We start from the raw sequence: 25,333 nt of genomic DNA, 5'->3' as shown, positions 1-25,333 counted from the left end.
GCTGTGCGCCGGCTGACAGGGCGCCCCGGCAGCCTGGCGTCGTCAGTGAACGACGAGACGACATGAGAGGAGTCCAGGTGAGCTACGCCTTCCGGGCCGAGGGCCTGGTCAAGCGCTTCGGCGACACCACCGCGCTGAACGGGGTGAACCTGGCGGCCGGGCCGGGAACCGTGCTCGGGGTGCTGGGGCCCAACGGCGCGGGCAAGACGACGGCGGTGCGGATCCTCGCGACGCTGCTGCGGCCCGACGCCGGCCGGGCGGAGGTCGCCGGGTTCGACGTGGTGCGGCAGCCGGACGAGGTGCGCCGCCGGATCGGGCTCACCGGGCAGTACGCCTCGGTGGACGAGGACCTGACCGGCCACGAGAACCTGGTGATGATCGGCAGGCTGCTCGACCTGTCCAGGGCAGAGGCCAGGGCCAGGGCGGCCCAGCTGCTTGACCGGTTCGACCTCACCGAGGCGGCCGGGCGCCGAGCCGGCACCTACTCGGGTGGCATGCGCCGCCGCCTCGACCTGGCCGTCAGCCTGGTGGCCAGGCCCGAGGTGGTGTACCTGGACGAGCCGACCACCGGGCTCGACCCGGGCAAGCGGGACGACGTGTGGACGCTGGTGCGGGAGCAGGTGGCGCGGGGCGCCACGGTGCTGCTGACCACCCAGTACCTGGAGGAGGCCGACGCGCTCGCCGACGAGATCGCCGTGATCGACCGGGGCGCCGTCATCGCGCACGGCACCCCGCACGAGCTGAAGGCCGTGGTCGGCGACCAGACCCTCCAGGTGCGGCCGCTCGACGAGGGGCGGCTGCCCGAGGTGGCCGAGCTGCTCGAACGGGTCGCCGGCCAGCGCCCCGACTCGCCGGGCCGGGGGGTGCTCAGCGTCCCGGTGGTCGGCGACGCGACGCTGCGGCCCCTGGTCGCCGAGCTCGCCGAGCGCGGCATAGTCGTCACCGAGCTGTCGCTGCGGCTGCCCAGCCTGGACGAGGTCTTCCACGCCCTCACAGGCGAGGCCGCGAAGCGGGTGGCGGCATGAGCGGCCCCCGTCTTCTCTCGCACAGCCTGACCCTGGCCCTGCGCAGCCTGCGCAAGATGTTCCGCACCCCCGAGCAGCTGTTCGACGTGACGGTGCAGCCGATCATCTTCGTGGTGATGTTCCTCTACCTGCTCGGCGGTGCCGTCTCGGGGTCGACCGGCGAGTACCTGTCGTTCCTGCTGCCCGCGATCATGGTGCAGACGGTGGTCTTCGCCTCAGTGCCCACCGGGATCAACCTCAACACCGACATCAGGAAGGGCGTCTTCGACCGCTTCCGCAGCCTGCCCATCGCGCGCTCGGCGCCCCTGCTGGGCGCGGTGCTCGGCGACATGGTCAGGTTCGTGGTGTGCGTCGTGGTGCTGCTCGGCTTCGGCTACGCGCTGGGCTTCCGGATCGGCACCGACCCGCTGTCCGCGCTCGCCGCCTGCCTGCTGATGATGGTGTTCGCGTTCTCGTTGGTCTGGGCCTCGGTGCTGCTCGGCGTGACCGCCAGGGACCCGGGCAGCGTGCAGGGGATCATGTTCCTGGCGATGTTTCCGCTCACCTTCGGCACCAACATGGTCACGCCCACCGCGACCATGCCCGGCTGGCTCCAGTGGTGGGTCGGGGTCAACCCGGTGACGGACGTGATGGAGGCGGCCCGCGGGCTGCTGACGTCAGGGCCGGTGGCGGGGCCCGTCACCAGCACCCTGCTGTGGTCGGCCGGCCTGTTCGCGGTGTTCTTCCCGCTCGCCGTCCGCGCCTACCAGCGCGGCACCGCGTAGCAGGTCGACGGCGGCGTCGCGGTGCCGGCCCGCGCCCCGCCGCAGCGCGGCGGCACCGGGCCCGGCGCCGAGCGCCGCCTCCAGCCGGGCGGTGAGCGCGGCGGTGTCCCGGCTGCCCAGGTCGGGCATGCCGCGCAGGGCCTGCGCGGCGCCCAGCGCCTCGGCCGCCAGGGCCGGCTCGCCCCGGCCCTCGCAGAGCAGGGCCACGGCGACGCCCACCCTGGCCACCACCGGCATGTCCCAGACGTCGATCGCCTCGTCGAGCGCCTGCCCGAGCAGGGTGCCGGCGGCGCGGGTGTCCCCCTCGGACAGCGCGACCAGCGCCAGCCCGGCCCGCACCAGCGCGTTCAGCTGGGGCTGGACGAAGGTACGGCGCTCGACGTGCCGCATCGCCGTCTCGTAGTGCTCCCTCGCCTCGGCCGGATCGCCCCTGCGGCGCGCCAGATCGCCGAGGGCGAGCCGCACGTGCGCCACCCGGTAGCCGGAGCCGTGCCGGTCGGCCGCCTCGGCCAGCGAGACCAACTCCTCGTGCACCGCGTCGAGTTCGCCCTGCTCGACCCGGACGACGGCCAGCAGGGCGCGCAGCTGGTCCAGGCCGGACTCCGAGCGCAGCTCGCCCATCAGTCCCAGTGCCTCGGTCAACGTGGCGCGGGCCTCGGCGAGTTCACCGCGCTGCCGGCACAGTTCACCGAGCGAGGTCAGCGCCATCCCGAGCCCCCACCGGTCCCCGGCCTCCCGGAACCCGGCCACCGCCGGCCGAAGCTCCGCCAACACCCCGTCGGGATCGCCCGCGTTCTCCAGGATCGCGGCCCGCATCAGGCGCAGCATCGCGCGGGTCCACGGGTCCGGATGGTCGACCGCCGCGGGGAGCCGCGCCCCCTCCGCCGGGGGGTCGGCGAACATCGCCAGGCCCTGTTCGAGCGCCCCGACCAGCGGTAGCGTCCGGGCGTCCACGCCGGGGCGCGCCAGCTCGGCGCGCAGCCGCTCGGCCTCCGGCACCGCCTCGGCCGGGCGGCCGGTCGCCGTGGCGTTGAGCACGAACAGGCCGCTGGCCACGGTGCGCGCCTCCCAGGGCGACGCGCCCGGCACGTCCAGCGCCAGCCGCAGCCAGTGGGTGGCCTCGTCGTGGTGGCCGCGCATCGTCCAGTACAGGCCGAGCGCCGCGACGAGGCGCACGGCGGTGTCCGCGTCCGCCACGGCCACCGCGTGGTGCAGGGCGGCCAGCAGGTTGTCCCGCTCGGCGGTCAGCGTGGCCAGCCAGGTGAGTTGGGCGGGCCCCCGCAGGTGCGGCGCGGCGGTCTCGGCCAGCCGCAGGAAGTACGCCGCGTGCGCGTCCCGCGCCGCGCGGGCAAGACCGGCCGCCGCGAGCCGCTCCCCGCCGTACTCGCGCAGCGTCTCCAACATCCGGAACCTCGGCCCAGAACCGCCGTCGCCTTCCGCGAGTTGGAGCAGCGACTTGTCGGCGAGCGAGGTCAGCGGCTCCAGGGCCTCGCCGGCCGGCAGCCCGGTGACCCCCTCGGCGCTCTCCGATGTGACCCCGCCCGCGAACACCGCGAGCCACTCGGCGAGCCGCCGCTCCTCGTCGGACAGCAGCTCCCAGCTCCACGCCACGACGGCGCGCAGCGTCTGGTGGCGTGGCAGCGCGGTGCGGCTGCCGCCGGTCAGCAGCCGGAACCGGTCGTCGAGGCGGGATGCCAGGTGGTCGGGGTCGAGGGTGCGAAGACGGGCCGCGGCCAGCTCGATGGCCAGCGGCAGCCCGTCGAGCCGGCGGCAGATCTCGCGCACCGCGGCGACGTTGCCGTCGTGCACCGTGAAGCCGGGCCGCACGGCCGCGGCTCGTTCCGCGAGCAGCCGCACGGCGGGGGAGGCCGCGGCCTCGGCGGCCGGCGCCCCCGGCGGCGGCAGCCGCAGCGGCGGCACGGGCGACAGCGCCTCGCCGAGGATGCCGAGCGGCTCCCGGCTGGTGGCCAGCACCCGCAGCCCCGGGCAGTCGCCCAGCAGCCGGTCGGCGATCCCGGCCGCCGCGTCCACCAGGTGCTCGCAGTTGTCGAGGACCAGCAGCGCGGGGGCGCCGGAGAGCGCGTCGACGAGCTGGTCGAGCGCGTCCCGGGGGGCGACGGACGGGGGGCGGGGCTCCAGGATGCCGCGCGCGTGGGCGCCCAGTGCGTCGAGCGCGGCGCGCGGCACGTCCTCCGGATCGCCGACCGAGGCCAACTCGACCAGCCAGACGCCGCCCGGGAAGCCGCCCGCCAGCTCGGCCGCCGCGGTGGTGGCCAGCCGCGTCTTGCCGGCGCCGCCCGGGCCGACCAGCGTCACCAGACGGGCCTCCGCCAGCCGCTCACCGACCAGCCGCAGCTCCTCCTCCCGGCCGACGAAGCTGGAGAGCGGGGCCCGCAGGTTCCCGGCCGGTGGCCGGGGCGCCGGGGCGAGCGCCGGGTCGGCGCGCAGCACCGCCAGGTGCAGCTCGCGCAGCTCAGGACCCGGCTCTGTGCCCAACTCCTCGGCCAGCAGCGACCGGTACTCCGCGTAGCCGGCCAGCGCCTCCGCCTGCCGGCCGGCCGCGTAGCGCGCCCTGATCAGCAGGGCCCGTGGCCGCTCGCGCAGCGGGTGCGCACCGACCAGCGCCTCGAGATCCGCCAGCACGGCCGCCGGCCGGCCGGCGGCCAACTCGGCCTCGGCCAGGTCCTCGACGGCCGTGTCCCGCAGCTCGGCGAGCCGGGCGGCGGCCGCCGCCACGTACGGCGCGTCCCCCGCGTCGGCCAGCGCGGGACCGCGCCACAGCGCCAGTGCCTCGCGCAGCGTCCCGGCCGCCGGGCCCGGCTCGCCACGGCCGAGCGCCCGCCGGCCGGCGCCGGCGAGGCGCTCGAACCTGGTGGCGTCCACGCACTCCGGCTCCGCGGCGAGCCGGTAGCCGCCGGGCTCGGAGACGACGAGCCCCGACTCGGGCAGCGCCCGGCGCAGCCGGGAGACGAGGGACTGCAGCGCGTTGGCCTGGTCGCCCGGCGGGGCGTCGCCCCACAGCGCCTCGGCCAGCGCCTCGCCGCTCACCCGCGCCCCGGCGTCCAGCGCGAGCCTGATCAGCAGCGCCCGCAGCCGCGCGCCGCCGACGCCGACGGGCTCGCCCTGCGCGGAGGTGACCTGAAGCGGCCCGAGGATACCGACCTGCACGGCGGCAAGTCTCTCACCGGCGGCGGAAACCGACTGGACAGGCGGGCGCCCGGCTCCCTACAGTCGGCGACCATGCGCAGCCCCGAGTCCGACAGAGCCTAGCCACCGGCGTCCGGTGGCTGTCCGCGCTCTCCACTCCGCCCCCGTCGTGGGGCGTCGCGCGCCCTGAACCCCTCCGCACGCCGGCGTGACCGTTCGACGTCATCCGCTCTCTGCCACGGCTGTGGGGTCTCGCTGTGCCTTTCGTGCTGTACGTACTCGCCCTGGCGATCTTTGCCCAGGGCACCTCGGAGTTCATGTTGGCCGGCCTGGTGCCGGACATCGCCGCCGACCTCGGGGTGTCGGTCGGCGCCGCCGGGGGGCTGACCTCGGCCTTCGCGGTCGGGATGATCGTGGGCGCGCCGCTGATGGCGGTGCTCGCGATGCGCTGGCCGCGCCGGCTCGCGCTGCTGGCCTTCCTGGTGGCCTTCCTGCTCACGCACGTCGTGGGCGCGGTGACCACCAGCTATCCGGTGCTGCTCGCCAGCCGGGTGGTGGCCGCGCTCGCCAACGCCGGCTTCCTCGCGGTGGCGTTGGCCGCCGCGACCGCCCTGGTGGCGGCCGACGCCAAGGGCCGCGCCACCTCCGTGCTGCTCGGTGGTGTCACCCTGGCCTGCGTCGCCGGGGTGCCGGGCGGCGCGCTGCTCGGTCAACTCTGGGGCTGGCGCTCGGCGTTCTGGGCGGTGGCGCTGGTCTCGGTGCCGGCGGTGGTGGCCGTGGTGCGGTCCGTGCCGGGCGGCGCGGCCGACTCGGCGGGCGCCGGGGGCGCGCGCGGCGAGCTGAGGGCGCTGCGCCGGCCACGTCTGCTGCTGATGCTGGCGCTCGGCGCGCTGGTCAACGGCGCGACGTTCTGCACCTTCACCTATCTCGCGCCGCTGGCCACCGAGGTGGCGGGGCTCGGCGACGGCTGGGTGCCGGCGCTGCTCGCGCTGTTCGGCCTCGGCTCGTTCCTCGGCGTCACGCTGGCCGGCCGGGTGGCCGACCGCCGGCCCACGCCGCTGCTGGTCGGCGGCGGCCTGGCGCTGCTCGCCGGCTGGACGACGCTGGCCCTGGCGGCCGGCACCCCGGCCGTCGTGGTGCCGCTGGCCCTCGTGCAGGGCGCGCTGTCCTTCGCGGTGGGCTCCACGTTGATCGCGCGCGCCCTCTACGAGGCGCCCGAGGCGCCCCGCCTCGGCGGCGGCTTCGCCACCGCGGCGCTCAACGTGGGCGCGGCGCTCGGCCCGTGGGCCGGCGGCCTCACCATCGACGCCGGCCACGGCTACCGCTCCGCTCCCGCGGTCAGCGCGACGCTGCTCGCCCTCGCCCTGGGCCTCACCGCGGCGGCACTCGCCGCGTCGCGGCCACGGCGGTCGACTGGCCGCGGCCCCAGCCCGGCACCGGCGACGACCGGCCGCGACTAGGCCGTGCGGCGCCCGGCCGCGCTCCCGCAGGCAGCCGGCACCGACGGCCCCGGCCGCGGCCCGGTGGCCCTGCCCTTCGGCGCTGCGGCGCTCGCCGCGTCCCGGCGCGCGGCCGGCCGGCTTAACGGCCTTGGTCCACCAGCGCTCAGCGCATGGCCTCGGCGAGCAGCGCCCGGGCCGCCGCGTGGACCGTGGCCGCCGCGTCGGTCTCGCCGACGATGGCGAAGCTGACGATCGCGCCCTCGTGCAGGCTCAGCAGCTGCACCGCGAGGCGGTCGGGGTCGGTGGCCCCGGCCGCCGTGAGCTCGTGGTGGAAGAGGTCGCGCAGCCACTTCTTCTCGGCGACGATCACCTGCCGGCCCGGGTGCTCGGGCTCCGGCAGCTCGGCGAAGGCGTTGATGAAGCTGCAGCCGCGGTCGGAGTCGCCGAGCCACTCGGGGAGCACCTCGAACGGCACGAGCACCCGGCGCGCCGCGTCGCCCTTCGCGGCGTCGAGGCGCTCGGCGATCAGGTCGCGCCAGCGCTGGTCGCGGGTCTCCAGGTAGGCGACCAGCAGGCCGTCCTTGGAGCCGAAGCGGTCGTAGAGGGTGCGCTTGGTGACGCCCGACTCGGCCGCGATGGTGTCGACCCCGACCGCGTGGATCCCGCGGCGGTAGAACAGCTCGGACGCGACGGCCAGGATCCGCCGGGCGCCCGGGGTCAGCTGGTCGGCGCGCGTGGCGCCGCCCGTCGCATGAGACATCGGATTCCCCCTTGACTTCACAGGTCTGTATACCTAGCCTCGACAGTACTACTTCACAGACCAGTGTAGTCGGAGGCAATCATGGAGCGAGTACTGCGACCGCTGGCCAGGTTCGTGCGCGACGTCGGCTACGGCGTCCACGCGGGGAACGCCATCCGCCACGGCCGGCCGCTCGACCCGACCACCCGCGAGGCCACCGGCACCACCGGGGCCGCGCCCACCGCGAGGACCCCCCGGGACCGGCGGCTCCTCGGCAGCTAGTCCACCAGCGAGCGGGGGTCGGTGTTGGCGCCGCACAGCACCACGCAGACCTCCTCGCCAGGCCCCGCCTCCGGCGCCCCGGCCAGGGCCGCGGCCGCCGCGTGTTCGACGGCGAGGCGGTGTTCCCGCCACAGCAGCCGCCTGGCCGCCACGATGGCCGCGTCGGAGACCAGCACCGAGCTGACGTGCGGCATCCCGGCCCAGCGCAGCGCCTCGGCCGAGACCCGGCGGGCCCCGAGCGAGTCGGCGGCCACCGAGTCCACCGGCACGTCCACTGGTTCGCCGGCGGCGAGCGCCGCGTTCAGGCACCGGCAGTTCTCCGGCTCCACGGCCACCACCCGGATCCCGTGCTCGGCGGCCGCGGCCGCCACGCCGGTGAAGAGGCCGCCGCCGCCCACCGCGACCACCACCGTGGTCACCGTTGGCCTGGCCGCCACGATCTCGTCCAGCAGCGTGCCGGCGCCGGCGGCGATCAGCGGGTGGTCGTAGGCGTGTGAGGCCAGCGCCCCGCTCTCGGCGGCGAACTCGGCGCAGGCCGCCGCCGCCTCCGCGTACTCGCGGCCCACCGGACGCACCTCGGCGCCCAACTCCCGCAGCCGGTCCAGCTTGACCGCCGGCGCCGTCTCCGGCACGAAGACGGTCGCCGGGATCCCGCGCTGCGTGGCCGCCCAGGCGCAGGCGAGGCCCGCGTTGCCGCCCGAGGCGATCGTGATGCCGGCCGCCGGCATGGCGCCGCTCTCCAGGGCGGCGGTGGTGAAGTTCAGCGCACCGCGTGCCTTGAAGGTGCCGGTGTGCTGGAGGTGTTCGAGCGCGAACGACCAGCCGTCCGCCACCCGCGCCACCGCCACCGGCCGCACCCGCCCCTCGATCCGCTCGCGCGCGGCCTTCACGTCGTCATAGCTGAACACCGCGCCAGCGTAGCCGGCCCCTAGGAGCGGCCAAGCAGGGTGTCGACATCGATTTCGACCTCGGCGCCGACGGACTCGGGCAGCATGAACGACTCCCCGGGACGGTAGACGGCTCGTCTCCGGTAGCTGCCCTCCAGCGGCTCGGTCAACAGCACGGCCTCACGCTGGGTCCGGTCTCCGATCAGGTAGACGGGTACGCCGGCGCCGGCGTAGGCCAGGGACTTGACCACGGTCTCGTAGGTCGGGTTGGCCGAGGTGATCTCCGCCACCATGCGGAAGGCGGACGCGGGGAGGCAGTTGTAGGTCACCTCGTGCTCTGTGAAGTCCTCGTCGACCACGGAGAGATCGGGCACGACATGGTCGTGTTCCCCGGTGGACAGCCAGAGGCCCAGGCCATGGACGGCGACGGCGCCACCCGTTTCGTGGGGCAGGGCGAGGAGCAGATCCGTGAGGCATCTCGCGTGTGTCGCGTCCGGGAGCGGGTTGACGACGAGAGTGCCGTTGATGATCTCCGCCCGACAGCCCGGCATGTGCTGGTACACGGTCTCTGCGAGATCCAGCATGGTGTGACGCACGCCGGGGACGTCGGGTTCGAACGGCGCGACAGGGGGATCGGGGGTGATCGTCATCTCACCCCTGATCCTAGGAGCGGGCAACGGTCACCAGAATCGATTCTGCCAGGTCAGCGGGGGTGAACGCAGGCTGATCCGGCCGTGAGATAGGTTCACTGGCCATGGATATAGCGATCAGATCGGGTCATGTCGTTCCCGTGGACGGGGATCCCATCGAGGGCGGGACCGTGCTCGTCATCGGCGGGAAGATCGCCGCCGTCAGGCCCGACGCGGAGGTCAGTGTGCCGGAGGGGGTGCCCACGGTCGACGCGGCCGGGAAGTGGGTGCTGCCCGGGTTCGTCGAGGCGCACGGGCACATCGGCGTCCACGAGGAGGCCGAGGGCTGGGCCGGCCAGGACACCAACGAGATGACCGACCCCAACGGCGCCAGGATGCGGGCGCTCGACGCGATCAACCCGGCGGACACCGGGTTCGCGGACGCGCTCGCCGGCGGCGTCACCAGCGCCGTGATCAAGCCGGGCTCGGGCAATCCGATAGGCGGCCAGACGGTGGCCGTGAAGTGCTGGGGGCGCAGCGTCGACGAGATGCTGGTCCGGCAGCCGGTGAGCGTCAAGAGCGCGCTGGGCGAGAACCCCAAGCGGGTCTACGGCGAGAAGAAGCAGCTGCCGTCGACCCGGCAGGGCGTGGCCGCCGTGATCAGGGACGCCTTCACCAGGGCGCAGGACTACCAGGCCAAGCGGGACCACGCCGCCGAGGAGGGGAAGCCGTTCGAGCGCGACCCCAGCCTCGAGGTGCTGGTGAAGGTGCTCGCCGGCGAACTGCCGTGGTGCCAGCACACCCACCGGGCCGACGACATCGCCACCGCGCTGCGGCTGGCGGACGAGTTCGGCTACCGGGTGGTCATCAACCACGCCACCGAGGCGCACCTGATCGCGGACGAGATCGCCCGCCGCGAGGTCCCGGTGATCAGCGGGCCGCTGTTCACCACCCGCAGCAAGGTCGAGCTGCGCCACCGCACCCTGGCCAACCCGGGCATCCTCGCCCGCGCCGGGGTCAAGGTGGCCATCACCACCGACCACCCCGTGGTGCCGATCAACTTCCTGGTGCACCAGGTGACGCTCTCCGTCAAGGAGGGCCTCGACCCGGCCGAGGGCCTGCGCACCATCACCGCCAACCCCGCCGAGATCATGGGGCTCGACGACCGCGTCGGCTCGCTGAAGCCGGGACTCGACGGCGACGTGGTGATCTGGTCCGGCGACCCGCTCGACGTGATGAGTCGGGCCCTGCGGGTCTTCATCGAGGGCCGCGAGGTCTACAGCTACGACGAGGAGAAGCGGGCGGGCCGGGTCGCCGACCCGTACTACCGCGAAGCGGCCTGACCCTCACGAGAGCGATCCCCCTGAACTTGCCGTGGCAGAAATTTTTCCGCCACGGCAAGTTTTGCTACGGTGGTCGGCATGACACCGGATGCCGACGCTCCCCTCGGCCTGCGGGAGCGCAAGAAGCGGGAGACCCGAGTCGCGCTGAGCCGCGCCACCATCCGGCTGTGCGTCGAGCGCGGCTGGGAGAACGTGACGGTGGAGGACATCGCAGCCGTCGCGAACGTCTCGGTCCGCACCTTCCGCAACTACTTCTCCGGCAAAGCCGAGGCCATCGCCGCCAGCCATGTGGAGCGCATGCTGCGGATCGCGGACGAACTGCGCGCCCGACCCGCGACCGAGCCGCTGTGGGACGCGATCACCGGCGTCGTGCTCGCCGAGTTCGGCGGGCCGGCCGAGCCGGCGGGCGCCGAGTCGCCGCAGGCCCGCCGCTGGCGCGACGGAGTCCGGCTGATGCTCGCCGAACCCGCCCTACAGGGCGAGATCGTCAAGGCGAACGCGGCGGCGCAGGGCGCCTTCGCCGAGGCCGTCGCCGAGCGCATCGGCAGCGACCCGGCGCACGACGTCTACCCCAAGCTGGTGGCCGCCGTCGTCGGCGCCGCCAGCTCGGTCGCCGTCGAGCACAGCCTGACGGCCGAGCCGCCGACCGCCGTCGGTCCGGTCCTCGCCGAGATGCTGGAGCGGCTGGCCGTGGGCCTCCGCGCACCGTCGTAGGCGCGTACCGCGCTTTTGTTCCCCGGGCGGTTCACCCTGCCGTTTTTGAATCGGGCATATCCCCCAGAGGGGTGCGTAACGCGTGATCGCCGATGTCGTCATAGCCGGCGGTGGCCCCAACGGGCTGATGCTCGCCTGCGAACTCAGCCTGGCCGGCATCCACCCCGTGGTGCTCGAACGCCTGCCGGAGCCCAGCGCGGAACCGAAGGCCAACGGCCTGCTCGGACAGGTGGTGCGGCTCGTCGACCACCGAGGGCTGCACGAGCGGCTCGGCGGCGGCCCGAACCCGCCCCAACCCAACACCGGTTACTTCATGTTCGCCGCGATGGGCCTCAACCTGGGCCTGCTGCCCGCCAGCCCGATCTACGGGCTGCCCGTGCCGCAGCGGGAGATCGTGCGGGTACTCGAAGCACGCGCCGCCGAACTCGGCGTCGAGATCCGGCGCGGACACCAACTCGTCGGCCTGGCCCAGGGCGAGGACGACGTCACCGCCGACGTGGCGGGGCCGGACGGTGAGTACCGGCTGCGGGCCCGCTACCTCGTCGGCGCCGACGGCGCGCACAGCGTCACCCGCAAGCTGTCAGGGATCGGCTTCCCCGGCGTCAGCTACGACCGCAGGACCAACCGCACGGCTCACGCCACGGTCCCGGCGGAGTGGGTGGACCCCGCCACGGGCGCCCTGACCGTGCCGGGCCACGGCACCATCCGGCCCTTCCTGCCGCTGCGCACCGAGCACGGCGGCTTCGCCTACGCGCCGTTCCCCGGGCACCCGCCGCTGATCAGCACCACCGAGTGGGACCAACCGGAGACCGAGGAGCCCATGAGCCTCGAAGAACTCCGGGCCTCCGCCCGCCGGGTGCTCGGCGCCGACCTGCCGCTCGGCCCGCCCGTCGGCGAGGAGCACCCCGTGCTGCGCCGGCTGACCGGCGGCAACACCCGGGTCGCCGAACGCTTCAGGGACGGCCACGTGTTCCTCGTCGGCGACGCCGCCCATGTCTACGCCGAAGGCGGTGGTCCGGGGCTCAACCTCGGCCTGCAGGACGCGGTCAACCTCGGTTGGAAGCTTGCCGCCGAGCTGCGCGGCGGCGCCCCGGCCGGGCTGCTCGACACCTACCAGACCGAGCGCCGGGGGGCCGCCGACCGCATGGTCATGAACGCGCAGGCGCAGTCCGCGCTGTCCGCCCCCGGCGGCGACATCACGGCGCTGCGGCAGCTGTTCGCCGAGCTGCTGGGCCAGCGGGACGTCGTCCAGCACCTGGCCGCCCTCATCGCCGGCGCCGACGTGCGGTACGACATGGGGGGCGCCGATCCTCACCCGGCGGTCGGCTGGTTCGCGCCCGAGCTGGCGATCGAGACGGCAAGCGGCACGGTCCGCCTCGCGGAACTCACCCGCGCCGCACGTCCGTTGCTGCTCGACCTGACGGAAGGCAGCTCGGCCGCCCGGGCGTTGGAGGATCGCAAGGACCAGCTGGACATCGTCACCGCGCGGCCAGGGACGCCAACCCCGGAGGTCACGGCCCTGCTGCTCCGCCCGGACTGTTACGTGGCCTGGGCGACGGCCTCACCGGACCCAAGCCCCGCCGAACGGGAATCGCTCCGCGCGGCGGCCCGCCGCTGGCACGGCGCGCCGTAACCGCCGGGTGATCAGCGGACGGTGGCGATGAACGCCGACCAGGCGCCGCGCGGGACGTCGAGGTGCGGGGCGGCCGGCTGCTTGGAGTCCCGGACGTGGACTATGGGCCCGGCCGCCACCTCGACGCATGCGCCGCCGCTGGAGTCGCTGTGGCTGGACCGGTGCCAGTCGTGGGCGATCTCCACGCAGGCGCCGCCGCTGTCGTCGCTGTAGCTGGACTTCAACCATCGCAAGGCGTCGCTCATTCCCACTCCTCTGCCAACTGCTCGATGAACGCCAGGGATTCGTCCTGGCTCAGGGCCTGCGCTCGGATCTTCGCATACCGCTGGGCGAACTCGGTCACCTTTCCCGGCTCGGAGAGCAGAATGCTCTCACCTCCGGTCTCCAGGTAGATCACGGTCTGGTGCTCGCTGGTCTCCAGGACCTTCATGGACCCTCGTAGGCCGGCGTGCTGGCCGGTGGCACCTCGCCGCAGGGGCAGCACCTGGAGGGTGACGTTGATCCGTTGAGCCTGTTCGATCAGGTAGTTGAGCTGGCGCCGCATCACCTCCGGTGTGCCGACCTGGCGACGAAGGGCGGACTCCTCCAGGATGAGCTCCAGCAGCGGCAGGGGCTTGCGGTCGAAGAGAGTCTTGCGGTCGATCCGGCCGCGCACCAAGGTGTCCGCCTCCTCTGGGTCGCGTGGTGGATAGCCGCACTCGATGACGGCGCGGGCGTATTCCTCGGTCTGGAAGAGGCCGTCGATCACCAGGGTTTCGTAGGAGCAGATGCTCAGTGCCGCCATCTCCAGTTTGGCGTAGTTCTTGAAGTGACGCGGATATCGGTCCATCCGCATGTACTCCTGGGCCGCCCGCAGCACTTTCTTGCCGCCGAACAGTGCCTCGTCCAGCTTGGCGAGCTTCACCTCGCTCGGCGGCTGGGCGCAGCGCTCAAGTGCACTGATCGCCGAACCCGTGTAGCCGGTTTCCGATCCCAGCTCGTCCTGTGTCCACCCGTTGGCCTCCCGCAGCGTGCGCACCAGGAGTGCGACGAACTGGTAGGTCGGTGAGGCGTCCCCGTACTCGTTCACCCAGGCCGACATGTGCAACTCCCCTTCGCTCGATGTCGTTCAACACGCTCAACGTCCGTTCGACCAGCCTCGCCAGTCCCACGGTCATCGAGAGTGACCTCCTACACACACTACGTTCCAGCACTGACAGTGGTGCCGTGAACGCACAAAGCGATGTCGTCGCGGCAGACGACGATGACTTCGAGCTGCCCTGGCTGCCGGACCGGTGGACCGGGTTGCGGCTGGCCGGGGTGCACTTCGACGCGATCCGGATCGACGGGCCCCGGGGGAGGGTGGTCGCCGACCAGTTGGCGTCCATCACCACGGGCGGCCCGGGGCCGGTGATCCTGGCCTACGGCGGGAAGCGGGCCACGTACTTCCTGGTGCCGGTCGGCAGTACCGGGCATCGCGCCTGGCCGCCGGGCGTCGCCCGGCTCACCGGTCCGGTGGCGTGCGAGCGCCGCCGCTACTTCATCGGCGTCCCGGCGTTGCGCGGCTCCACGTGGCCGCTGACCTGGCACTCCCGCCCGACGCCTGACGGACGCCTGGTGAACGTGTCGCTGCTGCACGCGGTGGTGCGGGCGGTGTGGGCGGCATCCGAGTAGCGCCGGGGGTCAGGCCGGCCGTAGCCACACCGTGGCGAGCGGCGGCAGGGTCAGGCGGATGCCGTCGTCGTGGTGCTTGATCGGCTCGGAGTGGACGAGGCCCGTGCCGCCGTACCGCTCCGCGTCGGTGGTGAGGAGCTCGGTCCAGGCCGGGATCGCCGGCGGCGCGGGGACGGGGTAGTCCTCGCGGACGACGGGGCAGAAGTTGCTGATCGCGAGCAGCGGCGGGCCGGCCTTCGGGTGGCGGAGGAAGGCCACGACGTTGTCGTCGGCCCGGTCGGCGGCCAGCCACGCGAAGCCGGCCGGGTCGTGGTCGAGCTCCCAGAGGGCGGGCGTGGCACGGTAGGTGTGGTTGAGGTCGGCGACCAGACGCTGGACGCCGCGGTGGTCCTCGGCGGCCGGCCAGTCGTCGTCGAGCACCCACCACTGCGGGCCCGCGACGTCGGACCACTCGGTGCCCTGGGCGAACTCCTGCCCCATGAAGAGCAGTTGCTTGCCGGGGTGGGCCCACATGAAGGCGAGGTAGGCGCGGTGGGTGGCCCGGCGCCGCCACCAGTCGCCCGGCATCTTGGCGACCAGCGGGCGCTTGCCGTGGACGACCTCGTCGTGCGAGACGGGCAGCACGTATCTCTCCGACCAGGCGTAGCTCAGCGAGAACGTGATCTCCTCGTGGTGGAACCGGCGGTGCACCGGGTCGCGCGACAGGTAGCGCAGCGAGTCGTGCATCCAGCCCATGTTCCACTTGAGGTCGAAGCCGAGGCCGCCGGCGGCCACCGGCCGGGTGACGCCGTCCCAGGCGGTGGACTCCTCGGCGATGGTGAGCACGCCGGGGCAGCGGGCGTGCACCGTGGCGTTGAGCTCGCGGAGGAAGGAGACCGCCTCCAGGTTCTCCCGGCCGCCCTCGGCGTTGGGGCTCCACTGGCCCTCGCCGCGCGAGTAGTCCAGGTAGAGCATCGAGGCGACGGCGTCCACCCGCAGCCCGTCCAGGTGGTACTCCTCGCACCAGTAGACGGCGTTGGAGATCAGGAAGTTGCGCACCTCGGGGCGGCCGTAGTCGAACTCCAGGGTGCCCCAGTCGGGGTGCTCGGCGCGGCGCGGGTCCGGATGCTCGTAGCAGGGGGTGCCGTCGAGGCGGGCGAGCGCCCAGTCGTCCTTCGGGAAGTGGGCGGGGACCCAGTCCATGATCACGCCGATGTCGGCCCGGTGCAGGGCGTCGATCAGGTACTTGAGGTCGTCCGGGGTGCCGAGGCGGGAGGTGGGGGCGTAATAGCCGGTGACCTGGTACCCCCACGAACCCCCGTACGGGTGCTCGGCGACGGGCATCAGCTCGACGTGCGTGAAGCCCAACTCGTTCAGGTAGGGCGGTAGTTCGGTGGCCAGCTCGCGGTAGCCGAGGCCCGGGCGCCAGGATCCGGCGTGGAGTTCGTAGACCGCCAGCGGGGCGCGGAGCTGGTCGCGGTGGCGGCGCGCCGCCAGCCAGGCCGCGTCCCGCCAGCGGTGGCGGGAGGCGTGCACGACCGACGCGGTGCCCGGCGGCCGCTCGGTGCGGCGGGCCATCGGGTCGGCGCGCAGCGAACGGGTGCCGTCCGCGCCCACGATGTCGAACCGGTAGCGCGCCCCGGCGTCGAGCCCCGGCGCGAACCCCTCCCAGACGCCGGAGTCCCCCAGCGGGCGCAGCGGGCAGCCCGCGCCGTCCCACCCCGCGTGCTCGGTGGCGAGGCCGACCGAACGGGCGCCCGGGGCCCAGAGCGCCACATGGCTGCCGCGTACGCCCCGGTGGCGCGTCGGATGGGCGCCCAGGACGTCCCACAGACGCGGGTGGCGGCCCAGGGCGATCAGCCGGAGGTCCGACGGGGTGAGGGGCACGGCGGATTCTCCTGGTCAGTCGGGGGTGCTGGCCGCGAGGCGGCGGATGGCGGTCATCGGGACGTGCAGCCAGTGCGGGCGGTGCCTGGCCTCGTACAGCACCTCGTAGACGGCCTTCTCCGTCTCGTAGGCGCGCACCAGCTCCAACTGGTGCATCGGGTCGATCCCGGAGGCGTCCGCGTAACCGCGGCAGTAGGCGGCCCGGTTGGCGCGCGACCAGGACTCGGCCCAGGAGCCGCCGGTGCCGTGCTGGCAGGCCGCGTAGTCGAACGACCGCAGCATGCCGGCGACGTCGCGCACCGGCGGGCCCGGGCGGCGGCGGTCGGTGAGCGGGCGGGCCGGCTCGCCCTCGAAGTCGATCAGCGACCAGCCGCCGTCGGCGGTGCGCAGCACCTGGCCGAGGTGCAGGTCGCCGTGGAGCCGCTGCACCCGGCACTCGCCGCCGCGCTCCGCGTACTCGGCCAGCGCCCGGTACGTGCGGCGCAGACCGGCCTGGTAGGGGCGGAGCGCCGGCACCGCGGCGGCCGCCTCGGCCAGCCGCTCGGTCATGCCGGCCGCGGCCTCCTCCAGCTCCGGGCGGCCCAGCGTCCCGGTGGGCAGCGCGGCGGCCAGCGCGGTGTGCACCTCGGCGGTGGCCCGGCCGAGGGCGCGCGCGGCGCCGGTGAAGTCGGTGCGCTGGGTGAGCGAGGCGAGGGCCAGCTGCCAGCCGTCGGCCGAGCCGGCCAGATAGGGGGCGAGCACGCCGAGGGTCAGCGGCTCGGTGGCCTGGCCGAGGACGGCGGCGCCCGGGAAGGACGCCTCGAACCAGGCGGCCGGCGCCGGCACCCGGGCGCACCCGGCCTCGGCCAGCGCCAGCGGCAGTTCGAGGTCGGGGTTGACGCCGGGACTGACCCGGCGGAACAGCTTGAGGATGTGCGCCTCGCCGTAGACCACCGAGGAGTTGGTCTGCTCGCCGGTGAGCAGCCGGGCGGTGGGGCCGGCGGGGATCGCGGTGCCCGGGGCCCGGCCGAAGCTGAGGGTGCCGTGCCGCCCCGGGGCGCGCAGCCGCTCCAGCATCAGGGCGGCGAGCCGGGTGTCGTGCAGCGCCTCGTAGACGACCCGGCCGCGCAGCGGGCCCTCGGTGGGGCGGCCGACGAGGGCGGGGGAGAGGGTGGGCGGCAGCACCGGGCGGACGCCGAGCAGCAACTGGTAGCAGTCGTCCGGGGTGGTGTCGCGGGCGCCGCCGTGGCGGGCGCGGACCAGCAGGTGCAGCAGCCCGGGGCCCGAGCCGGCGCCGGAGCAGGGCAGCAACTCGGTGGCGGAGACCAGGGTGAGGGAGCTGAGCGGCCGGCCCTTGCCGGCGAACCAGCGTTGCCTGGGCAGCCAGCGCGCCAGCGGGCCCGTCAGGGAGCGCAACAGGGCGCTGCCGTGCGGGACGGACAGCTGGGGGAGGCGAGCGTGCACCGTTCGGGGCGAGGAGCTCTCCGTCATGGCGTCCTTTCCCCGGGTGAGAAATATGCCCCGAAGTGTCCCGGATGATGGGCCGGGTTGTCCGGCGGTGCGGGACGTGTCGTGCAGGAACGGCCGTGCGGGTGAGCGTGGAACCGCCCGGATGGCGGCGCGACGCCTGGGCATTCTGGAGAACCCGGGGCCGGGGCGCCATGGCAGGGCCGAGGGCCGCCGCCGGAGGTGGCCGCGGCCCGCGGTGTGTTGGGTCGGTCAGGACTGGGGCGCCGGGTCCCGGCGGCCGGGTTCCGGCTTGCGCAGCCGGAACCAGTAGAAGCCGTGCCCCGCCAGCGTGAGCAGGTACGGCAGTTCGCCGATGGGCGGGAACCGGACGCCGCCGATCAGCTCCACCGGGACGCGGCCGACCCAGGAACGCAGGTCGAGCTCGGTGGGTTGGGAGAAGCGGGAGAAGTTGTTGACGCACATCACCAGGTCGTCCCCGTGCTCGCGCAGGAACGCCAGCACGGCGGGGTTGGAGGAGGGCAGCTCGCAGTAGGAGCCGAGCCCGAACGCCGGGTTCTGCTTGCGGATCTCGATCATCCGGCGGGTCCAGTGCAGCAGCGAGGCGGGCGAGGACATCGACGCCTCGACGTTGGTGACCTGGTAGCCGTAGATCGGGTCCATGATGGTCGGCAGGGACAGCCGGCCCGGATCGCAGGAGGAGAACCCCGCGTTGCGGTCAGGCGTCCACTGCATCGGGGTGCGCACCGCGTCCCGGTCGCCGAGCCAGATGTTGTCGCCCATGCCGATCTCGTCCCCGTAATAGAGGATCGGCGATCCCGGCAGCGACAGCAGCAGCGCCGTGAACAGCTCGATCTGGTTGCGGTCGTTGTCCAGCAGCGGGGCGAGCCGGCGGCGGATGCCGATGTTGGCGCGCATCCTCGGGTCCTTGGCGTACTCCGAGTACATGTAGTCGCGCTCCTCGTCGGTGACCATCTCCAGGGTCAGCTCGTCGTGGTTGCGCAGGAAGATCCCCCACTGGCAGTGGGCGGGGATCTGCGGGGTCTTGGCCAGGATCTCGGAGACCGGGTAGCGGGACTCGCGGCGCACCGCCATGAAGATGCGCGGCATCACCGGGAAGTGGAACGCCATGTGGCATTCGTCGCCGCCCTTGTCGTAGTCGCCGAAGTAGTCGACGACGTCCTCCGGCCACTGGTTGGCCTCGGCCAGCAGCACGGTGTCGGGGTAGTGGGTGTCGATCTCCTTGCGCACCCGGCGCAGGAAGGCATGGGTGGCAGGAAGGTTTTCGCAGTTGGTGCCCTCCTGCGCGAACAGGTAGGGCACGGCGTCGAGGCGGAAGCCGTCGATGCCCAGGTCGAGCCAGAAGCGGAGGGCGGAGAGGATCTCCTCCTGCACGGCCGGGTTCTCGTAGTTGAGGTCCGGCTGGTGGGAGAAGAAGCGGTGGAAGTAGTACTGCTTGCGGACCGGGTCGAAGGCCCAGTTGGAGGTCTCGGTGTCGACGAAGATGATCCGGGCGTCCCCGTACTGCTTGTCGTCGTCGGCCCACATGTAGTAGTCGCCGTAGGGGCCCTCCGGGTCCCGCCGCGACTCCTGGAACCAGCGGTGCTGGTCGCTGGTGTGGTTCATGACGAAGTCGATGATGACCCGCATGCCGCGCTGGTGGGCGGCGTCCACGAACTCGACGAAGTCGGCCAGGTCGCCGAACTCCGGCAGGACGTCGTTGTAGTCCGAGACGTCGTAGCCGCCGTCACGCAGCGGCGACTTGAAGAACGGCGGCAGCCACAGGCAGTCGACGCCGAGCCACTGGAGGTAGTCGAGTCTGGCCGTGATCCCCTTCAGATCGCCGACCCCGTCACCGTTGCTGTCCTGGAAGGAACGGACCAGGACCTCGTAGAAGACCGCGCGCTTGAACCACTCGGGGTCCCGCTCGCGGGCTGGCGTGTCCTCGAAGGTGTCGAGGACCGGCTCATTGACGCTCATGGTTGGGTGACCCTCCGGTCTGTGAGGACGGTCGCAGGGCCATGATGTGGGCGGACGAGGCGTACGCACCGCTACGGCCCGGCTCAAGCCGCACATAGTTGTCCCTGCCCCAGTAGTAGGTCGCACCGGTGAGCTCGTCGCACACCGGGAAGGGTTCGGCGCCACCCGCCTGCGCGGGCGTGAGACCTACCCCTTCGAGTTGCGCCAAGTCCAACGAGATCGTCGCTTCGTGGGTGTGGTGCGGATCGAGGTTGACCACGATCAGCACGCAGTCGGCGTGCGGTGTCCGGGTGCGCTTGGAGTAGGCCAGGATGTGCTCGTTGTTGGTCCGGTGAAAGTGCAGGTCGCGCAGGCGGCGCAGCGCCGGGTGGCGGCGGCGCAGGGTGTTGAGCGTGGTGATGAGGGGGGTGAGGGAGCGCCCCTCCGCGTCCGCCTTGTCCCAGTCCCTGGGGCGGAGCTGGTACTTCTCGGACTCCGCGTACTCCTCGCTGCCGGGCTCGGCCGGGTCCGCCTCGCACAGCTCGTAGCCGGCATACATGCCCCAGCTCGGGGAGAGCGTGGCGGCGAGGACGGCGCGCGTCTCGAAGGCCGCGCGCCCGCCGCGCTGGAGGTAGGCGTGCAGGATGTCCGGTGTGTTGACGAAGAAGTTGGGGCGCATGTAGGCGCTCGCGGGGCCGCTGAGCTCGGTGAGGTACTCGGTGAGCTCCTGCTTGGTGTTGCGCCAGGTGAAGTAGGTGTACGACTGCTGGAAGCCGATCTGGGCCAGGGTGTGCATCATCGCGGGTCTGGTGAAGGCCTCGGCGAGGAAGATGACGTCCGGGTCGGTGCGGTTGATCTCGGCGATCACCTTCTCCCAGAACACCACGGGCTTGGTGTGCGGGTTGTCGACGCGGAAGATCCGCACCCCGCGCGCCATCCAGAACCGCAACAGCCGCAGCGTCTCGTTGACCAGGCCGCGGAAGTCCTGGTCGAACGAGATCGGCACGATGTCCTGGTACTTCTTCGGCGGGTTCTCGGCGTGCGCGATGGTGCCGTCGGCGCGTCGGCGGAACCACTCGGGGCGCTCCTTGAGCCACGGGTGGTCGGGGCTGCACTGGAGGGCGAAGTCCAGCGCCACCTCGAGTCCGAGGCCGACGGCCGAGGCGACGAAGTGGTCGAAGTCCTCGATGGTGCCGAGGTCCGGGTGGACGGAGTCGTGGCCGCCGGCCGGCGAGCCGATGGCCCAGGGCGAGCCGACGTCGTCGGGCCCGGCTTCCAGGGAGCCGCCCGGGCCCTTGCGGAAGGAGGTGCCGATGGGGTGCACCGGCGGCAGGTAGACGACGTCGAAGCCCATCCGCGCGATCGCGGACAGCCGCTCGGCCGCCGTGCGCAGCGTGCCGGAGACGGGTGGCGAGCCCCGGCGCACCACGGCGCCCTCGGAGCGCGGGAACATCTCGTACCAGGAGCCGAACAGCGCGCGCTCGCGCTCCACGACCAGGGGCATCGGGCGCGAGCTGGTGACGAGTTCGCGCAGCGGGTGGCGGGTGAGGGCCTCGACCACCTCGGGCGCGCAGGCGGCGGCGAGCCGGTCGGCGTCCGGGCGGCCGGCGTCGCCCAGCGCCGCGGCGGCGGCCAGCACGGCGTCCCGGCCCGCGGCCCGCGGGACCTGGGCGGCGGCCTGGCGCAGCAGCGCCGCGCCCTCGGCGAAGGTGAGCTCGGTGTCGGTGCCGGCCGGGATCTTGATCAGGGCCTGCTCGCGCCAGGTGGTGACCGGGTCGCCCCAGGCCTCCACCGCGTAGGTCCAGCGGCCCTCGCTGTTGGGGGTGACGTCGGCGCCCCAGCGGTCGGTGCCCGGCGCGAGCTCACGCATCGGAGTCCAGGGCCCGCCGCGGCCGTTGGGGTCGCGGAGCACCACGTTGGCGCCGACCGCTTCCGCGCCCTCGCGGAAGACGGTGGCGGTCACCTGGAACGTCTCGCCGGGCACGGCCTTGACGGGGCGTCTGCCGCAGTCGATGCGGGGCTGGACGTCGAGGACGGGGATGCGACCGATCATCTGAGTATCACCTGAAGAAGCTTGGGGATTGTGGCCTTTGTCCTTTGTATCGGTTTCGTCCTTCGGGATCGGCGAGTGGGCGCCCTCGGGCGGTGGCGTGTCCACGCGAAGGGGCCCGGACCGAGGTCGGTCCAGGCCCCCTCGCCGCGTGGCGCGCGGCTTACCGCGCGTCGTCCACGCCGAAGATCTCCGCCATGTCGTCGAGCACCTGGTTGGCGCCCTGCAGGGACACGGAGGTCATCCAGATCTCGTCCCGGACCTCGTACGCGTGCCCGTTCTGCACGGCGGTAAGGCGCTCCCAGAGGGGATTGGCGAGGAATCTCTCCCGCCGCTCCTCGCCGCCCGAGTAGGAGGTGTAGAAGAGGACGTCGGCGTCGGCCTGTTCGATCTGCTCCTCGCTGATCTCGATGTTGAACTCCTCGGGGTCGCGCTGGTTCTCGGGGCGCGCCAGACCCATGTCGGCGAGGATGATGCCGCTGAAGGTCGCGGGCAGGTAGATGCGGGTGGGGCCGTCGAGGAAGCGGACGACGGAGACGGTCGGGTCGCCGAGCTCCTCGTTGACGGCCTCGCCGATCGCGGCCGCCCGGGTCTCGTAGGCGGCGATCTGCTCGGCCGCGCTGTCCTCCTCGGCCAGCGCCTCGGCGAGCAGCTCGATGTTCTCCTTCCAGGACGGGCCCGTGGTCGCCACGAAGACGGTCGGCGCGATCGCGGAGAGCTGGTCGTAGAGGTCGTCGTGGCGGACGGTCGCGGAGACGATCAGGTCCGGCTGGAGGCTGGCGATCAGCTCCAGGTTCGGGCTCTCCAGCGGGCCGACCTCCTCCGTCTCGGCCACCGTGTCGCCCAGGTACTCGGGGAACCCGCCGAGGTCGCGGTAGGAGGAGATGCCGCCGACCAGGTTGCCGTCGAGCGCGACCACGGCCTCGACCAGGCTGTTGTCCAGCGCGACGATCCGCTCGGGCCTGGCCTCGAGGACCGTCTCGCCCTTGTCGTGGGTGATGGTGCGGGGGTAGGCGGCGTCCGAGGCGCCCGCCGGGGCCGCGGGGTCGTCCGCCGTCCCGTCGTCCTCGGATCCGCCGCAGGCGGTCAGGGCGCCGGCCAGGGCCAACGGCAGCAGCAGGGCCGCGAGTCGGCCGCGCAGGCGGCCGCCCCGGTTGAGGGTGCTGATCAAGGATCTCTCCAGCGGGTACTTAGGCAAGCCTAACCTTCACAAAATCCGTGTGAGAATACCCCTTGGTCCGAGTCCCGCACCATATGGGGTGAGGGGCGGGTCAAGTTAGGTTTCCCTTACCGTGTCCTGGTGCACCTGAAGCCCGCACCCGTCCCCGTGGCCGCGAAGCCGCCACCCTCCTCCCCGCCGGGACCGCCGCGCGCCCGGCGCGCGCTGGCGCTCCCGGTCCTGTTTCTCGCGCTCCTCGTCGTCTGCTGCGCCTCCCTGGCCATCGGCACCAAGTCGGTACCGCTCTCCGACGTGTTGGCCGCCCTCACCGGCAGCGAGGAGGGCGACGCGGTGGTGGTCGCCGAACTCCGCGTGCCGCGCACCCTGCTCGGGCTGCTCGCCGGGCTCGCGCTGGGCGCGGCGGGCGCCGTCGCCCAGGACATCACCCGCAACCCGCTCGGCGACCCCGGGCTCATCGGGGTCAGCGCGGGCGCCTCGTTCGCCGTCGCCGCCGGCATCGGGCTGCTCGGCCTCACCCACTCCTACCAGTACATCTGGTTCGCCTTCCTGGGCGGCGCCCTGGCCGGCGTCCTCGCCTACACCATCGGTGGCACCGGCTACGGCGGCGCCACCCCCGCCAAACTGGCGCTGGCCGGCGCGGCGGTCACCGTGCTGCTCGACGCCTTCACCAACGCGCTGGTGCTGCTCGACGTCCGCACCCTCGACCAGTACCGCGCCTGGGCCGTCGGCTCGTTGGCCGGCCGCGACCCCGACCTCGCCCCGCAGCTCGCCGCGTTCGTGCTCGTCGGCCTGCTGCTCGCCGTCGCGCTCAGCGGCCGGCTCAACGCCCTGGCCCTCGGCGACGACCTGGCCACCACGCTGGGCACCCGCGTCAGGACCACGCGGGCGCTGGGCGCCGTCGCCGTCATCGTGCTCACCGGCGCCGCCGTGGCCGCCTGCGGACCCGTCACCTTCGTCGGGCTCGTCGTGCCGCACGTCGTGCGCGCCTTCACCGGGCCCGACGCCCGCTGGCTGGTGCCGTGCTCCGCGCTCGGTGGCGCGGTGCTGCTGCTCGGCGCCGACGTCATCGGCCGCGTCGTCGCCCGCCCCGCCGAACTGGAGGCCGGCGTGGTCACCGCGCTCGTCGGCGCCCCCTTCCTCGCGCTGCTGGTCAAGCGCGGCAAGCTGCGGGAGCACACCCGATGAGCGCCACACGCGAACTGCGCCTGACCGTCGGCCCCGTCGGCGCCCGCCTGCGGGCACGGGTGGCGCTCACCGTCGGCCTGCTGGTGGCCACCGGCTTCGTCGGCCTTGTCGCCTCGGTCTCCTTCGGCACCTTCGCCATCCCGGTCGGCGACGTGCTCGGCGCGCTCTTCGGCGGTGGTCCCGCCGACGCCCGGCTGATCGTCCACGACCTGCGGCTGCCGCGCGCGCTGACCGCGGTGCTCGCCGGCGCCGCGTTCGGCCTGGCCGGCGCGGTCTACCAGGCCGTCACCCGCAACCCGCTGGCCAGCCCCGACCTGATCGGCGTCTCGGCGGGCGCCGGCGCGGGCGCCGTCCTCACCATCATGTTCGGCGGCGTCACGGCGGCCGGCGCCGCCAGCTTCGGCGCCGTCCCCTTCGGCGCCCTGGCCGGCGCGCTGGCCGCCGCCACGCTCATCTACCTGCTCGCCTACCGGGGCGGCACCGTCACCGGCTACCGCTTCGTGCTCGTCGGCATCGCGGTCAACGGGGCGCTGGCCGCGCTCACCCGCTGGATGCTGGCCCGCGCCGACATCGACCAGGCCGCCCGCGCCATGGTCTGGCTCACCGGCAGCCTCAACGGCCGCGGCTACGAACACGTCCGCTGGGCCGGGCTCGCGCTGCTGCTCCTCGTCCCGCTCACGCTGGCGCTGATCCGGCCCTACCAACTGCTCCAGTTCGACGACGACACCGCGCGCGGCCTCGGCATGCCGCTCGCCCGCGCCCGGATCGCGCTGCTGGTGCTCGCCACCTGCCTCGCGGCGCTCGCCACCTCGGCGGCCGGACCGGTCGCCTTCGTCGCCCTCGGCGCGCCACACATCGCCCGCCGCCTCGCCGGCACGGCCGGCATCCCCCTGATCACCAGCGGCCTCACCGGCGCGGCGCTCCTGGTCCTCGCCGACCTGGCCGCACGGCTCGTCCTCGACCCGATCGAACTCCCGGTCGGCATCATCACCGGCGCCGTCGGCGCCCCCTACCTGCTACTGCTCCTGGCCCGCGCCAACCGGGCCGGAAGGGGAGGCTGACGTGTCACTACCGTTGGGTGAAGCGGCGTCCAACCACATCCCGCCACCGGGCGACGCCGATGGCGCCGTTGGCGCCATCGAGGCGGCGGCCGGCGCTGCTGGCCGGGCGTCGGGTGTCGTCGCGCCGGATGGTGAGCCCGGCTCGGTGCCGGCGCCTGTCGGCGCCGGCGAAGCCGGGTCCGACGTGGCCGGCCCGCCGCCCGGTGCCGCCGGCTCGCCTGGCGGCGAGCCAGGCTCGGCGCCCACGCCTGCCGGATCCGGCTCGGCCGGCCCTTCGGCCGGCGTGGCTGCGCCCGCCGGCGAGGTGGGGTCCGGCTCTGCCGGGTCG

Annotated in this window: 21 protein-coding genes; 10 read left to right on the top strand and 11 right to left on the bottom strand. The window is 73.6% G+C overall.

Features of this window, described 5'->3' with window-relative positions; genetic code table 11:
• Positions 1-77 precede the first annotated feature (77 nt).
• Positions 78-1,025, top strand: coding sequence for an ATP-binding cassette domain-containing protein (locus tag RNC47_RS15235; protein ID WP_311599128.1), 948 nt, complete (start codon positions 78-80; stop codon positions 1,023-1,025).
• Entirely contained in the window at positions 1,022-1,789 is a 768-nt protein-coding gene (locus RNC47_RS15230; protein ID WP_311599126.1) for an ABC transporter permease, read from the top strand. Before RNC47_RS15235 ends, RNC47_RS15230 begins: the two co-directional genes overlap by 4 nt.
• On the opposite strand, the gene RNC47_RS15225 is transcribed toward RNC47_RS15230, so the two are convergent.
• Positions 1,682-4,957, bottom strand: coding sequence for a BTAD domain-containing putative transcriptional regulator (locus RNC47_RS15225; RefSeq protein WP_311599125.1), 3,276 nt, complete (start codon positions 4,955-4,957; stop codon positions 1,682-1,684). The two genes, RNC47_RS15230 and RNC47_RS15225, sit on opposite strands and share 108 nt — an antisense overlap.
• A gap of 236 nt (positions 4,958-5,193) precedes the next feature.
• Here RNC47_RS15225 and RNC47_RS15220 point away from each other — a divergent pair, with 236 nt between their 5' ends.
• Positions 5,194-6,396, top strand: a complete 1,203-nt coding sequence (locus RNC47_RS15220; protein WP_311599124.1) for a Cmx/CmrA family chloramphenicol efflux MFS transporter — start codon at positions 5,194-5,196, stop codon at positions 6,394-6,396.
• A gap of 145 nt (positions 6,397-6,541) precedes the next feature.
• Here RNC47_RS15220 and RNC47_RS15215 read toward each other — a convergent pair whose 3' ends face one another.
• Positions 6,542-7,138, bottom strand: a complete 597-nt coding sequence (locus RNC47_RS15215; RefSeq protein WP_311599123.1) for a TetR/AcrR family transcriptional regulator — start codon at positions 7,136-7,138, stop codon at positions 6,542-6,544.
• 81 nt (positions 7,139-7,219) lie between these two features.
• On the opposite strand from RNC47_RS15215, the gene RNC47_RS15210 reads away from it, so the two are divergent.
• A complete protein-coding gene (locus RNC47_RS15210) occupies positions 7,220-7,399 on the top strand; it encodes a hypothetical protein (RefSeq protein ID WP_311599121.1) in 180 nt (59 codons plus the stop codon).
• Here the strand turns inward: RNC47_RS15210 and RNC47_RS15205 are convergent.
• Positions 7,396-8,307: a serine/threonine dehydratase gene (locus tag RNC47_RS15205; protein ID WP_311599119.1), complete on the bottom strand. Its 912-nt coding sequence runs from the start codon at positions 8,305-8,307 to the stop codon at positions 7,396-7,398. The genes RNC47_RS15210 and RNC47_RS15205 overlap by 4 nt on opposite strands.
• Positions 8,308-8,327: 20 nt before the next feature.
• Positions 8,328-8,936, bottom strand: a complete 609-nt coding sequence (locus RNC47_RS15200; protein WP_311599118.1) for a Uma2 family endonuclease — start codon at positions 8,934-8,936, stop codon at positions 8,328-8,330.
• Between the two features lie 140 nt (positions 8,937-9,076).
• Here RNC47_RS15200 and RNC47_RS15195 point away from each other — a divergent pair, with 140 nt between their 5' ends.
• From RNC47_RS15195 to RNC47_RS15185, 3 genes are all read left to right on the top strand, one after another.
• A complete protein-coding gene (locus RNC47_RS15195) occupies positions 9,077-10,258 on the top strand; it encodes an amidohydrolase (RefSeq protein WP_311599117.1) in 1,182 nt (393 codons plus the stop codon).
• Positions 10,259-10,336: 78 nt separating this feature from the next.
• The gene (locus tag RNC47_RS15190; protein WP_311599116.1) at positions 10,337-10,972 is read left to right on the top strand and encodes a TetR/AcrR family transcriptional regulator; all 636 of its coding nucleotides are present in this window, start codon (positions 10,337-10,339) and stop codon (positions 10,970-10,972) included.
• A gap of 82 nt (positions 10,973-11,054) precedes the next feature.
• Positions 11,055-12,605: an FAD-dependent monooxygenase gene (locus tag RNC47_RS15185; RefSeq protein WP_311599115.1), complete on the top strand. Its 1,551-nt coding sequence runs from the start codon at positions 11,055-11,057 to the stop codon at positions 12,603-12,605.
• Positions 12,606-12,616: 11 nt separating this feature from the next.
• Here the strand turns inward: RNC47_RS15185 and RNC47_RS15180 are convergent, their stop codons facing one another.
• Positions 12,617-12,850: a DUF397 domain-containing protein gene (locus tag RNC47_RS15180; RefSeq protein ID WP_311599113.1), complete on the bottom strand. Its 234-nt coding sequence runs from the start codon at positions 12,848-12,850 to the stop codon at positions 12,617-12,619.
• Positions 12,847-13,686 (bottom strand): helix-turn-helix domain-containing protein, encoded by an 840-nt coding sequence (locus RNC47_RS15175; protein WP_311599111.1) that lies wholly within the window; start codon positions 13,684-13,686, stop codon positions 12,847-12,849. The genes RNC47_RS15180 and RNC47_RS15175 overlap by 4 nt, the downstream gene beginning before the upstream one ends.
• Positions 13,687-13,811: 125 nt before the next feature.
• On the opposite strand from RNC47_RS15175, the gene RNC47_RS15170 reads away from it, so the two are divergent.
• Complete coding sequence (locus RNC47_RS15170) at positions 13,812-14,258, top strand: hypothetical protein (RefSeq protein ID WP_311599109.1); 447 nt, start codon at positions 13,812-13,814, stop codon at positions 14,256-14,258.
• Positions 14,259-14,267: 9 nt separating this feature from the next.
• Here the strand turns inward: RNC47_RS15170 and glgB are convergent, their stop codons facing one another.
• The 5 genes from glgB to RNC47_RS15145 all read right to left on the bottom strand — a co-directional run bounded on the left by glgB (position 14,268) and on the right by RNC47_RS15145 (position 22,750).
• The gene (gene glgB / locus RNC47_RS15165; protein WP_311599108.1) at positions 14,268-16,124 is read right to left on the bottom strand and encodes a 1,4-alpha-glucan branching protein GlgB; all 1,857 of its coding nucleotides are present in this window, start codon (positions 16,122-16,124) and stop codon (positions 14,268-14,270) included.
• A gap of 15 nt (positions 16,125-16,139) precedes the next feature.
• Positions 16,140-17,594 carry a maltokinase N-terminal cap-like domain-containing protein gene (locus RNC47_RS15160; protein WP_311599107.1) on the bottom strand — a complete coding sequence of 485 codons (1,455 nt, stop codon included), beginning with the start codon at positions 17,592-17,594 and terminating at the stop codon, positions 16,140-16,142.
• Between the two features lie 228 nt (positions 17,595-17,822).
• Positions 17,823-19,550 carry a maltose alpha-D-glucosyltransferase gene (gene treS / locus RNC47_RS15155; protein WP_311599106.1) on the bottom strand — a complete coding sequence of 576 codons (1,728 nt, stop codon included), beginning with the start codon at positions 19,548-19,550 and terminating at the stop codon, positions 17,823-17,825.
• A complete protein-coding gene (locus RNC47_RS15150; protein WP_311599105.1) occupies positions 19,537-21,582 on the bottom strand; it encodes an alpha-1,4-glucan--maltose-1-phosphate maltosyltransferase in 2,046 nt (681 codons plus the stop codon). Before RNC47_RS15150 ends, treS begins: the two co-directional genes overlap by 14 nt.
• A 160-nt stretch (positions 21,583-21,742) precedes the next feature.
• Entirely contained in the window at positions 21,743-22,750 is a 1,008-nt protein-coding gene (locus RNC47_RS15145; RefSeq protein ID WP_311599103.1) for an ABC transporter substrate-binding protein, read from the bottom strand.
• Between the two features lie 129 nt (positions 22,751-22,879).
• On the opposite strand from RNC47_RS15145, the gene RNC47_RS15140 reads away from it, so the two are divergent.
• The gene (locus tag RNC47_RS15140) at positions 22,880-23,944 is read left to right on the top strand and encodes a FecCD family ABC transporter permease (protein ID WP_311599101.1); all 1,065 of its coding nucleotides are present in this window, start codon (positions 22,880-22,882) and stop codon (positions 23,942-23,944) included.
• The gene (locus RNC47_RS15135; RefSeq protein WP_311599099.1) at positions 23,941-25,005 is read left to right on the top strand and encodes a FecCD family ABC transporter permease; all 1,065 of its coding nucleotides are present in this window, start codon (positions 23,941-23,943) and stop codon (positions 25,003-25,005) included. The genes RNC47_RS15140 and RNC47_RS15135 overlap by 4 nt, the downstream gene beginning before the upstream one ends.
• Positions 25,006-25,333 lie beyond the last annotated feature (328 nt).

The sequence above is a fragment of the Streptomyces millisiae genome, from assembly GCF_031845425.1.
GTDB lineage: Bacteria > Actinomycetota > Actinomycetes > Streptomycetales > Streptomycetaceae > Streptomyces > Streptomyces millisiae.
Note: the sequence above shows the minus strand (reverse complement) of the source record. Positions and strands in the feature narration are given on the sequence as shown.

Bases quoted from the DNA above. Each gene is read 5' to 3' on its own strand.
- RNC47_RS15230 (WP_311599126.1), top strand. From the start codon at position 1,022: ATGAGCGGCCCCCGTCTTCTCTCGCACAGCCTGACCCTGGCCCTGCGC.
- RNC47_RS15215 (WP_311599123.1), bottom strand. From the start codon at position 7,138: ATGTCTCATGCGACGGGCGGCGCCACGCGCGCCGACCAGCTGACCCCG.
- RNC47_RS15210 (WP_311599121.1), top strand. From the start codon at position 7,220: ATGGAGCGAGTACTGCGACCGCTGGCCAGGTTCGTGCGCGACGTCGGC.
- RNC47_RS15200 (WP_311599118.1), bottom strand. From the start codon at position 8,936: ATGACGATCACCCCCGATCCCCCTGTCGCGCCGTTCGAACCCGACGTC.
- RNC47_RS15190 (WP_311599116.1), top strand. From the start codon at position 10,337: ATGACACCGGATGCCGACGCTCCCCTCGGCCTGCGGGAGCGCAAGAAG.
- RNC47_RS15180 (WP_311599113.1), bottom strand. From the start codon at position 12,850: ATGAGCGACGCCTTGCGATGGTTGAAGTCCAGCTACAGCGACGACAGC.
- RNC47_RS15175 (WP_311599111.1), bottom strand. From the start codon at position 13,686: ATGTCGGCCTGGGTGAACGAGTACGGGGACGCCTCACCGACCTACCAG.
- RNC47_RS15160 (WP_311599107.1), bottom strand. From the start codon at position 17,594: ATGACGGAGAGCTCCTCGCCCCGAACGGTGCACGCTCGCCTCCCCCAG.
- treS (WP_311599106.1), bottom strand. From the start codon at position 19,550: ATGAGCGTCAATGAGCCGGTCCTCGACACCTTCGAGGACACGCCAGCC.
- RNC47_RS15150 (WP_311599105.1), bottom strand. From the start codon at position 21,582: ATGATCGGTCGCATCCCCGTCCTCGACGTCCAGCCCCGCATCGACTGC.
- RNC47_RS15135 (WP_311599099.1), top strand. From the start codon at position 23,941: ATGAGCGCCACACGCGAACTGCGCCTGACCGTCGGCCCCGTCGGCGCC.